The following is a 9,484-nucleotide window of genomic DNA, read 5'->3' as shown; positions in this document are numbered from 1 at the left end:
ACGGTACATCGCACGACGGATCTTCAAAGTACTCAATGCCTCAGCTGTCTCGATGCAACTGGCTTGACGGACATAGAAGAGTCAGCCAGTCCCAGACCAGCCACTTCCAAGTCTCACAGTGTGCTGGATCAATCCAAAGGCAGCGCGGATGCGCTTATTATAGCCGGATTGCTGCGGAATATACGGGAACACATCGGCCAGGTGTTCTCGGGCGTAGCGGACCCATTTGGACTCCGAGGACTCCCCGTGGGTGAGATGCTGAGCAATCGGCAAGCACAGCAATTCAGCATCGGTGAGCTGGTGGTTTCGACCACGCCGCACCGGTGGGTCGTAGGCTGGGATGACTTTATCAGTGATGAAAACGTACAGTGTTACCAGGAGGGTGTTTAAGTTTGTATTCACAACATATTCTTAACACCCTCCAACCCGCTTTAACAGGTCCGATCGACGCAAAAACTCAGAAATATCCACCCTCGAAACGCGCCGTCACCAACCCGCGAATTAGGACTTACTCATCTAGGACAGTTTTCGTTTTTATAAGGAACCGACATTTTTCAGTAATTGCTATGTATGTATGACTGTGACTGTTTACCTCCTTTGGTGGACTTTCACAGCTTCATTCGGCGGGGACAGGATGTCAGGCTTTGGCCGCGACACCATCTTTTCGTCTAATCTTCCCGCTCGTCGTCATCGAGCGGTACATCTTGCTGCTGTTCGATCCAATCGACTTCGCTGACCGAACTGTCCCGCGTCTCCATGGGCGCTAACGTCTCGTCGCCCTCTCCTTCGCCAGAGATAATCTGCTCGGCCAGCTCCTCTTCAGGGACTTCTAGATTGACCTTTTTACGTTCTGCCATCATGTCTGCTCCTTCCATTGGGCTCGAAGCCTAGCATTTTCGTCTTGCAAATTGAGCACCATCTCAACACCAGCGAGATTAAGGCCGGAATCGATCAAAGCCGTGACACGACTCAGACGCTCAATATCACTGCGACTGTAGCGACGCGTTCCGCCCTCTGTGCGGGCCGGATCCACTAAGCCACGTGTCTCATACATTCGCAGCGTCTGTACGCCAGCACCGACGATCTCAGCTGCAACTGAAATCGTGTACACGGCCCTGTGCTCATCGCTCTTTTCGAAGCGTTCTGAATTTCTCATCAACATTCCTTGCATTGCTATACAAGCTATGCTATAACAAATGTATAGTGGATGCTAGAGGTTTCCGCTACAGATCAACATAGAAAGGGGAGCAAGCATGCTGATGCGTACCGATCCATTTCGTGAATTCGACCGCCTAACCCAGCAAGTCCTTGGCGGCAACGGGACTGCGGCTCGGCCCACCGTTATGCCGATGGACGCTTGGCGCGAAGGAGACACTTTCCATGTCGAGTTTGACCTACCCGGTGTTGATACCTCCAGTATCGATCTGGACGTCGAGCGCAATGTTGTGACAGTAAAAGCCGAACGTCCGAAACTCGATGACAACAAGGAACGCCTTGCAGCAGAGCGCCCCCGCGGCACATTTAGCCGACAGCTCGTGCTCGGCGACAACCTAGATACCGATAAGATCACGGCTAATTATGACGCTGGAGTACTGGCGCTCGAGATCCCCGTGGCTGAATCTGCGAAGCCACGCAAGATTGAGGTCAGTGACGGTGGAAGTGAACAACAATCGATCACACCGTAACCGGCTGAAACTCAGAGAAAAGGAGGCACCATGATCAAGCTCAACAGTGATATCTCCTCACTATCGACCGGCCCCGCGTCTACTGCTGGACGAGACGGCGAAGATGAGTTTGATTGGATCGCCGTCACGGAGCCACCTTGCTAGTTATGAGCGTCCCCCGCGGATGCTAATTCGCTGACAAACATAGAAACACCCTCCAGAGGCAGCTGCCTCGCCGGCCCACACTTAGATCGACCATCATTGGCTCGAAGTGTGGGCCGGAAACATTCCTCGGATTGTGTCGCACATGTCGCTTGGACACTTACGGTAGAGGTGTCGCACGCGTTAACGAAAATGGACCGCCCGGCATGACTGCTGATTCTGTCTGGCTCCATGGCACTCTAACGGATAGGACCGTTCATGACCTCAGAACGCAAAACGGCCGGTTTATCGTCGAGAGCCGCCAACTCAACGCACTATATCGGTCAGAAAGGGCAATCACGACGCGGACGCTTCCTCAGGTGGTTCAGGAGCCCCGAAACCACTTCCGATCTACTACTGGCCATCAAAGCAGTCGTCGCTGGCACCTCCGCTTGGGCCATTTCTGTCGGTGTGCTGGATTCAGAAGTAGCGTTCATGGCCCCGTGGACGGCCCTTTTGACCGTTCATGCCACAGTGCACCGTTCGCTCTCGCGCGGCGCACAAACCGCAGTGTCTTCCACCGTAGGCATGGGCTTAGCCTTTGTTATCATGCAATTTCTCGGCGTCAATATCTGGACGTTTGCGCTGGCACTGCTCGTGGGGTTATTTGGAGCCCGCATTTCGTGGATTCGGGACGAGGGAGTAGCTATTGCAACCACAGCCATCTTTATCTTCACCGCAGACGATCCCATGTTCGCCGAACGGTTCATGGAACTGCTACTGGGGGTAGGGATCGGCATCGTAGTAAACTTTCTCGTGATCCCACCACTCAAAGATCAACAAGCTGCCCGCTATGTCGACAGCATTAATCGACGCATGGGCGCTGTTCTAGTAGATATGTCCGATGAGTTTGCTGAAAAATGGGACACGGACAGCGCTGAAGACTGGCTCAAAGAAACTGAATCGATGAGTTCCGAATTAGAATCCGCGTGGCAAACCGTTCGGTTAGCCAGAGAAAGCCAGCGCAAAAACCCGAGGGCAATTTTCAGGCGACGCCAAGGACCGCAACAAGATATCATCAGCTACGAAGAAATCCTCAACCGCGTCGACGAGGGCATCTCGCATCTGCGCAACCTGACTCGGACTCTTCGGGAAGCTTCCTACGATCTCAGCGAATGGGATACCGAATTCCGCGAAGGTTGGGTTGAAATTGCCCACGACGTCGGTGTCGCCATTGCAGACCCCGAAGGTACCGTAGAGACTGAACGCGACCGCCTCACTGAACTCGCATCAAAGATGTCCAGCGCGGATCATTTGCCCAATATCAACTGGCCTGTCTATGGGGCACTGATTTCTAGCCTGCAACACATTGTCATGATTGTCGACGACGTCGCTTCAGCGCGCGAGGCCCGCCAAGCCTCTCCGAAAGCAGCAGCCTAAGAACGCGGGCCACTAGACTAGGGTTTCGTTCGGGTCTGCCAGCGATGGGTTGACCAAGCTTGGCGAATGAGCCGGCGAACGATGATGATTGAGTTGGCTTGGGGGTGAATGCGTCGTTGTGACCATACCAAAAGAACGCTCCCCGTTGGAACGATCCTGATCAACTTCAGCGGCTCATTGCTCCTTGGCCTTGTGGGCAACGGCCTCGTACCTGCCCAGATCGCCACAACTATCGGCGGCGGGCTGCTGGGCGGCAACACCACGTTCAGTATCGCCAGCGTCGAGACCATCCGTCTCGCGGAACAACACCGCTACGGCGCGCCACGCTCACTGGCCTGGGAACTACTCGCAATCTGCACACTCGCAGCCGGCGCCGGGATCTGGCTCGGAGCCCTCCCCTAAAGCCGCCAAACGAAGCTGTAAAACCCCGCCAAACGAAATTAACAGTCACACGATTGAGGAACTGCATGTGATTGGTCTGCAAGAATGCCCACGCTCCCGCACAAAAATTACGCTTCACAGGTCTGTGAATATCTCCCAGTGTAAACTATACAGTCCTGTGAAGTTAACCGAGGTGAGAAGAATTATGGCAGCCGAAGAGAACGCCGCTGAAGTGCTCGATGTCCCTGAGCTGACGGCCGGGGCGAAAAAGATTCTGGAAGTCGCCTCGGGCCTGTTCTATCAGCACGGTATTTACAACGTCGGGGTGGACACGATCGCCGCCGAATCTGGCTTCACTAAGCGCACGCTCTATGACCGCTTCGGTTCAAAAGACAACCTCGTTGCCATTCACTTGAAGGCGCGCCATCACCGGTGGTGGGCACGCATGGAAGAGGGTCTTGCAGCACATCCGCCTTCGCCTGCGTTGGCGTTTTTCGACTCGTATATTCTCGACGCCGAAACCTCGGATCACGGCTGTGCCTTCATTAATGCGGCGGCCGAACTGGCAACTGATCACCCCGGGTATCAAATCGTCCAGGCACACAAGGGGCTCGTGTTGCGCTACCTCATCGGGCTTATTGAAGACACGCATCCCGATTACGATGAGGCTGAGACCGTGGCAGAGCAAGTGTTTCTTCTGATGGAGGGTGCCATCGTGCATTTGGGTGTGGATGGTGACGATCGGTTGCTGCACAGCGCTCGAGATATGGCGAAGCGCTTGATTACCAACGGCGCATCTGAGGTCGAGCTGGCCTAGCTGTGATAGGCAAGCGCGCTGCGGCTGTGATTGGCCACCTTAATCTGTCAAAGATGCTCGAAAAACGTGGATTTCGTGGTTATTGACCATGAAAGCGGCGTTTTAATCTGTCAACATTCTGGTTTTTACCACAAAGTGACAGATTAGCGACCCCCTCAATCTGTCAATAATGCGAGAATTCCTGAATATTGTCAGATTAGAGGGTGCCTTAATCTGACAATCTTTCAATTTTGCCAAGATTTGAGAGATTTAGAGACTGGTCTCTTTAGACCGATGACCACCGCAATCTACCGCTGGGAGATGGCCGATAAAGACGGCAATCGAGCGATGAGCCCTCCTCAGGGTGCTGCACAATTTTCTATTGTGGGGCACATGACAAAATCGCATGGTCCACTATTCAGGGCCCTCGTTGTTACTGCGGCTTTTGCGCTGGTAGGAGTGGGGTGTTCCTCACCCCAGCCCGAAGCGAAACCGGAAACGCCCGCACAGCCCACAGCCGATGCAATCCCTGAACCGACTCCGACGGAAACTGTCGAAGCGAAAACTACCGTCGAACTTAGCGATGGCTATTTGACCTTCGACATCCCAGAGCCCTGGGACACCCAAATTGAAGATATGACGCAGACCATCATTGAGGAAGGATCAGCACCGGAATTTAATGGTCACACGGCACATCAGGCCATCATAACCAATCCCGAAGAGACCGTGACGCTGGACGTGTTCGCAAATATTCCGTGGCCGGATGTGGTGGCTTTGGATCCAGATGAAACCGAACTCCTCCATGCCGAACCACTCGACATCGGATACGACAATGCTGAAGGTGATGACCTGTGGCTGCGAGCTGTGATTGCAGAGAATCCTGCACTGGGTGACGCCAGACCTTCATTTGGGCTATTCGATGGAAGATTTGAAGACGAACAATACATCTTGGTTGTCGCACCATACGCTGCCAAGGCCGACCTGGGAGATCCCAAGACAGTTGACGGCGGCATGACTGCCTTCATCACGCCATTTTCAGAGTCAACTGCCGGCTCATGGTGGGATGAAATCATTACCATCGCAGCTGGGACCATTAATCAGTCTGCCGCTGAAGAACTCACCGGATTAGAAGGGCTTGAGGCCATGCAGGCGCTGGTAGAAACCGAGGAATATTCACAGTTGCTCGATTGGGTCAGCAGTTTTCGAGTGCACGTTGGTGAATAGTGCGGTCGTCCATGCCATATAAAAAAACTCGCGGAACGTTCCGAAGAACTGTTCCGCGAGCTCGAATAGTTGAGTCGGCCTATAAGGTCACCAGGGTGGCAACTTCTTCTGAGGTTTCCAGACGATTCAGGGTGTGCTTTTCTTCCAGTGCCGTCATCGTGGCTTCGTCTAGAGATTTTTCTAGCAGTGGCGTCTTGATGTAAGCCGGGCCAACGGCGTTGATACGCAGTTTCTGTGAATCGTATTCGGCGGCGGCGTTTTTGGTCAGACCAACTACACCGTGCTTGGCGGCAGTGTATGCGGCGTTATTCGGAGCGGCAACGGACCCGTGAATTGATGAAATGTTCACGATCGCGGACTTCTTGGCACCTGCCTCCAGCATCGCTGGAGTCTGATAGCGCGTGCCATACAGCCCGTCGTGGTTTAGCCGCGCTTGCCCCACGGGCCGCGAACGTAGCGGATGCGTCCAAAGGCGACGATCATCGAGATGAGCGCGAGCCCGGCAAAGATGAGCAGGGTGACGTAGTACGGCATGACCGGCAGCAGCGCGGAAATGAACGTTGGGAAGAGGAACCCGACGTAGGTCAGGGCGTAGAAGAGTCCGGTCAGTCCTGCGAGGTCTCGTGGTGCGGCGATCATTTGGACCCTATAGAGCCCGGTGACCAGCACCGTGCCGTACCCAGTACCCAGCACGACGGCGGTGATGATGCCGGTGATCGGCCCGGCTTGGTAGGCGGCTAGGGCGGCGAGCGCGATGCCGATGGCGACGACCGCCAGGCCCAGTGGCAGGGCGCGGCCGTTGAGTTTACGGTCGATGCGCTGGGCAAACGGCTGAACGAAGGCCCCGACGCCGAGGGTCAGCACCGACATCATGGTCGCATACAGGGTGGTAAAGTCGCCGGTCGCATCGGCTAACACAAGTGGCATCAGGCCGTAAGCAATACCGCCGGCACCAAATACCCACGGCGCGGCGGTCGCGACTTTGATGAGAAAATCGGGGTGCTTAGCGCTCGGGGTGTGCAACTGGCGCAGCCAGGACTGCTGCGGTGGCTGTTGTGGTGCGGTGGCCCCAACCGTCTCGGGTGCCAGGGCGGTTGGGATGATGGTCAGTACCAGCATCGAGATCGTGACGATGAACGGCGTCATCGTGGGCGCGGGGACCCACTGGGCCAGCGCGCCGCTCACAGCGGCCCCGACGCCAAACCCGAGCGTCATCGTCAGGGACGGGCGACGAGCCCCGGCACCGGTAGTGGCCCGTGGATCCCAGTCGCGTGAGGAAAGTTCTTTGATCCATGAGGTGCCCACAGACATGCCGATGCCCACCGCGAGACCGGCGAAGAAGCGGCCGGTATACAACATGGACACCGAAGCGGCGCCCAGCAGGATGATGAGGTTGCCCAGTGCCGACGAGGCTAGTCCGACGAGCGTCAGGGGTTTGCGGCCGTAGACATCCGAGAGGGCTGCGGCGATGAGCAGGCCGGGGACGAGGCCGATCACGTAGGTGCCCAGCAGGAAGTTCGTTTGCCAGTCGAGTAGGCCGGCGTGTTCACCATAGAGCGGTAGCAGCGGGGTGAAATGGTTGCCACCCCAGGCCATGAAAAATAGCGAAGGGACAGCCAGCACCCAGGGCGTCATGGTTCTCATGGGGCATCCTTCCGGTCGAGCTCTCGTTTAGTGTAACCCCATCGTCGATGCGCCGATGTGCGGACGGTAATATATCAGCCCAGAAAGTTCACGAATATCACGTAGGTCACGGTGCCCAGCCCGATTGAGACCAGCGTGCGCCGGCCCAGTAGGAGGTGGGAGGCGATGGTGACGCCCACGGCGACGAGTAGTTTCCACAACGCGGTATCGGGTGTCGATGCGGTCGAGTGGAACAGTGCGATGGCGAGCAGGCCGAGGATTCCGGCGGGCATCCACAGGGCCATGACGTTGACGAATGTGGAGTCGCGCAGTTTGGCCAGGATGGCAAAGGGCAGCGCACGCAGGGTAAATGTGACCACGAACATGATGGCCAACACCGCAATGATGTAGCCGGTTGCCGGGACGGTGGCGGCGCTAGCCGTCAGCAGGACCATAGAGGCCACCCTTTCGACGCGAAGTGAAGTACCGGATGGTCAGTAGCGCCATGAAGATGATCATGCCCGCGAAGATGATTTGATCCGGGGTGATGAACATTGCTGCGAAAAAGGCGATGGTCGCAATGGCCAGCGAGGGGAGTTGTTCGCGCGTGCGCACCGCATCCAGGGTCAGCGTGATGAACAGCGCCAGCAGGGCAAAGTCGAGTCCGGCGATGGTGCCCGGGATGCTCCAGGCAATGACCACGCCGACGAGTCCTCCGACGACCCAGTAGCAGTGCATCGAAATCTGCATCGACAACAGACGCGCGGCGGTCCAGCCGGTGGGATGGGCCGCGGTGACGGCGTAGGCCTCGTCGATCAGGGCGTGCATCGAGTAGAACTTCGCGATCGGATTCTTGATCACGTGCAAGGGGAAGGAAAATGCGTAGAACACGTGGCGGAAGTTCACAAAAAAGGTGGTGACGGCGATGGTGACCAACCCGGTGGTGGCCGTCATCATGTCGATCATCAAGAATTCGAGCGACCCGGCATAGCCGACGATGGACAGCCCGGGCACCGCCCATGCGGGCAGGCCGGATTGAATGGCTAACAGTCCCAGCGCAATGCCCAGTGGGAACAGGCCCAATCCGGGGCCGATGCCAAGTTTCAGGCCGGTAATGATTTCACGTCGACGGTTTGGTGGGGCAGTACCCGTCGTAGACCCAGTGTTCATAGGTCTATGTTCTCACCCAATCCGCACTGTGTGGGGTCGTGTTGCGCAACGTGGAGGCCGGCGCAAAGTTAAGCTATTGTTTGACCTAGGCCAAAATTGGCATAGGTCAAAACGAGAGGATGTTATGAACGCTCACAACCCGCATGGAAAAACCGGACTCACCGCACCGTTTCGCGGTGGCGTGATCATGGATGTGGTCACCGCAGAACAGGCCAAAATCGCCGAGGACTCCGGAGCCACCGCGGTGATGGCCCTCGAGCGGGTCCCCGCAGATATTCGCGCTCAAGGCGGCATTGCCCGAAGCTCGGCCCCCGAACTCATCGAATCAATCATTGAGGCCGTCGAGGTGCCGGTGATGGCCAAGGTGCGTATTGGACATTTCGTCGAGGCGCAGATTCTTGAAACGCTTGGCGTCGACTTCATTGATGAGTCCGAAGTGCTCTCGCCCGCCGATTACGTCCATCACGTCAATAAATGGGACTTCAATACGCCGTTTGTGTGTGGTGCGACCAACCTGGGTGAAGCGCTGCGCCGGATCACCGAAGGTGCCGCGATGATACGTTCCAAGGGCGAGGCCGGCACCGGCGACGTCTCCGAAGCTATGAAGCATATTCGTACCCTCAAGGCGGAGATGGCCGCACTGTCCGCCAAGGACGACAACGAATTATTCGTTGCCGCCAAAGAACTGCAGGCCCCGTATGAGTTGGTGAAACAGATTGCCAAAGACGGTAAGCTGCCAGTTGACCTATTTACCGCCGGTGGCATTGCGACACCCGCCGATGCGGCGATGATGATGCAAATGGGCGCCAACGGGGTGTTCGTGGGCTCAGGAATTTTCCACTCTGATCATCCGACCGCACGCGCTCGCGCCATTGTGTCAGCCGTACAGCACTACAACGACCCCGAGGCTGTCGCGGCAGCATCTCGTGGCATCGGGGACGCGATGGTTGGGCTGAACGTCGCCGATATCGCCGCGCCCCACCGCCTCGCCGAACGTGGCTGGTAGGGGCTAAAGTCAAGAACCTGTAGCAGGAGGAGCAGTTTG

General features: G+C 56.5%; 12 protein-coding genes and 1 pseudogene. 6 read left to right on the top strand and 7 right to left on the bottom strand.

All coding sequences use genetic code 11. From position 1 onward, the window contains the following. Positions 1 to 114: 114 nt before the first annotated feature. The 3 genes and pseudogenes from ACYVJT_RS12725 to ACYVJT_RS12715 all read right to left on the bottom strand — a co-directional run. Positions 115 to 402: pseudogene (locus ACYVJT_RS12725) on the bottom strand (IS982 family transposase); the annotation flags it as partial. A 266-nt stretch (positions 403 to 668) separates the two neighbouring features. After that, positions 669 to 860: an Rv3202a family protein gene (locus tag ACYVJT_RS12720; RefSeq protein WP_343956734.1), complete on the bottom strand. Its 192-nt coding sequence runs from the start codon at positions 858 to 860 to the stop codon at positions 669 to 671. Beyond that, entirely contained in the window at positions 857 to 1,156 is a 300-nt protein-coding gene (locus ACYVJT_RS12715) for a MerR family transcriptional regulator (protein ID WP_343956735.1), read from the bottom strand. Before ACYVJT_RS12715 ends, ACYVJT_RS12720 begins: the two co-directional genes overlap by 4 nt. 97 nt (positions 1,157 to 1,253) lie before the next feature. On the opposite strand from ACYVJT_RS12715, the gene ACYVJT_RS12710 reads away from it, so the two are divergent. The 5 genes from ACYVJT_RS12710 to ACYVJT_RS12690 all read left to right on the top strand — a co-directional run bounded on the left by ACYVJT_RS12710 (position 1,254) and on the right by ACYVJT_RS12690 (position 5,646). After that, positions 1,254 to 1,685 carry an Hsp20/alpha crystallin family protein gene (locus ACYVJT_RS12710; RefSeq protein ID WP_343956736.1) on the top strand — a complete coding sequence of 144 codons (432 nt, stop codon included), beginning with the start codon at positions 1,254 to 1,256 and terminating at the stop codon, positions 1,683 to 1,685. A 399-nt stretch (positions 1,686 to 2,084) separates the two neighbouring features. Then, positions 2,085 to 3,245, top strand: coding sequence for an FUSC family protein (locus ACYVJT_RS12705; RefSeq protein ID WP_343956737.1), 1,161 nt, complete (start codon positions 2,085 to 2,087; stop codon positions 3,243 to 3,245). Positions 3,246 to 3,353: 108 nt separating this feature from the next. Further along, positions 3,354 to 3,647 carry a CrcB family protein gene (locus ACYVJT_RS12700; RefSeq protein WP_343956738.1) on the top strand — a complete coding sequence of 98 codons (294 nt, stop codon included), beginning with the start codon at positions 3,354 to 3,356 and terminating at the stop codon, positions 3,645 to 3,647. 184 nt (positions 3,648 to 3,831) lie between these two features. Further along, positions 3,832 to 4,443: a TetR/AcrR family transcriptional regulator gene (locus ACYVJT_RS12695; protein WP_343956739.1), complete on the top strand. Its 612-nt coding sequence runs from the start codon at positions 3,832 to 3,834 to the stop codon at positions 4,441 to 4,443. A 273-nt stretch (positions 4,444 to 4,716) separates the two neighbouring features. After that, a complete protein-coding gene (locus ACYVJT_RS12690; RefSeq protein ID WP_343956740.1) occupies positions 4,717 to 5,646 on the top strand; it encodes a hypothetical protein in 930 nt (309 codons plus the stop codon). Between the two features lie 79 nt (positions 5,647 to 5,725). Here ACYVJT_RS12690 and ACYVJT_RS12685 read toward each other — a convergent pair whose 3' ends face one another. The 4 genes from ACYVJT_RS12685 to ACYVJT_RS12670 form a co-directional block, all read right to left on the bottom strand. Then, positions 5,726 to 6,088 carry an SDR family NAD(P)-dependent oxidoreductase gene (locus ACYVJT_RS12685; protein WP_343956741.1) on the bottom strand — a complete coding sequence of 121 codons (363 nt, stop codon included), beginning with the start codon at positions 6,086 to 6,088 and terminating at the stop codon, positions 5,726 to 5,728. Continuing rightward, positions 6,070 to 7,290: an MFS transporter gene (locus ACYVJT_RS12680; protein WP_343956743.1), complete on the bottom strand. Its 1,221-nt coding sequence runs from the start codon at positions 7,288 to 7,290 to the stop codon at positions 6,070 to 6,072. Before ACYVJT_RS12680 ends, ACYVJT_RS12685 begins: the two co-directional genes overlap by 19 nt. Positions 7,291 to 7,364: 74 nt before the next feature. Beyond that, the gene (locus ACYVJT_RS12675; RefSeq protein ID WP_343956744.1) at positions 7,365 to 7,724 is read right to left on the bottom strand and encodes a branched-chain amino acid transporter permease; all 360 of its coding nucleotides are present in this window, start codon (positions 7,722 to 7,724) and stop codon (positions 7,365 to 7,367) included. Further along, positions 7,705 to 8,439 carry an AzlC family ABC transporter permease gene (locus ACYVJT_RS12670; protein ID WP_343956745.1) on the bottom strand — a complete coding sequence of 245 codons (735 nt, stop codon included), beginning with the start codon at positions 8,437 to 8,439 and terminating at the stop codon, positions 7,705 to 7,707. The genes ACYVJT_RS12675 and ACYVJT_RS12670 overlap by 20 nt, the downstream gene beginning before the upstream one ends. A 124-nt stretch (positions 8,440 to 8,563) precedes the next feature. Here ACYVJT_RS12670 and pdxS point away from each other — a divergent pair, with 124 nt between their 5' ends. Next, on the top strand, positions 8,564 to 9,445 hold the full coding sequence (gene pdxS / locus ACYVJT_RS12665) for a pyridoxal 5'-phosphate synthase lyase subunit PdxS (RefSeq protein WP_343956746.1): 882 nt from the start codon (positions 8,564 to 8,566) through the stop codon (positions 9,443 to 9,445). Positions 9,446 to 9,484 lie beyond the last annotated feature (39 nt).

Source organism: Yaniella soli (assembly GCF_054782375.1).
This window is presented reverse-complemented; position numbering and strand designations above follow the sequence as displayed.

What these genes read in the sequence shown, in the direction of transcription:
- ACYVJT_RS12705 (WP_343956737.1), top strand. Translation starts at nt 2,085, where the DNA reads ATGACCTCAGAACGCAAAACGGCCGGTTTATCGTCGAGAGCCGCCAAC.
- ACYVJT_RS12700 (WP_343956738.1), top strand. Translation starts at nt 3,354, where the DNA reads ATGCGTCGTTGTGACCATACCAAAAGAACGCTCCCCGTTGGAACGATC.
- ACYVJT_RS12715 (WP_343956735.1), bottom strand. Translation starts at nt 1,156, where the DNA reads ATGAGAAATTCAGAACGCTTCGAAAAGAGCGATGAGCACAGGGCCGTG.
- pdxS (WP_343956746.1), top strand. Translation starts at nt 8,564, where the DNA reads ATGAACGCTCACAACCCGCATGGAAAAACCGGACTCACCGCACCGTTT.
- ACYVJT_RS12675 (WP_343956744.1), bottom strand. Translation starts at nt 7,724, where the DNA reads ATGGTCCTGCTGACGGCTAGCGCCGCCACCGTCCCGGCAACCGGCTAC.
- ACYVJT_RS12710 (WP_343956736.1), top strand. Translation starts at nt 1,254, where the DNA reads ATGCTGATGCGTACCGATCCATTTCGTGAATTCGACCGCCTAACCCAG.
- ACYVJT_RS12680 (WP_343956743.1), bottom strand. Translation starts at nt 7,290, where the DNA reads ATGAGAACCATGACGCCCTGGGTGCTGGCTGTCCCTTCGCTATTTTTC.
- ACYVJT_RS12670 (WP_343956745.1), bottom strand. Translation starts at nt 8,439, where the DNA reads ATGAACACTGGGTCTACGACGGGTACTGCCCCACCAAACCGTCGACGT.
- ACYVJT_RS12695 (WP_343956739.1), top strand. Translation starts at nt 3,832, where the DNA reads ATGGCAGCCGAAGAGAACGCCGCTGAAGTGCTCGATGTCCCTGAGCTG.
- ACYVJT_RS12720 (WP_343956734.1), bottom strand. Translation starts at nt 860, where the DNA reads ATGATGGCAGAACGTAAAAAGGTCAATCTAGAAGTCCCTGAAGAGGAG.
- ACYVJT_RS12690 (WP_343956740.1), top strand. Translation starts at nt 4,717, where the DNA reads ATGACCACCGCAATCTACCGCTGGGAGATGGCCGATAAAGACGGCAAT.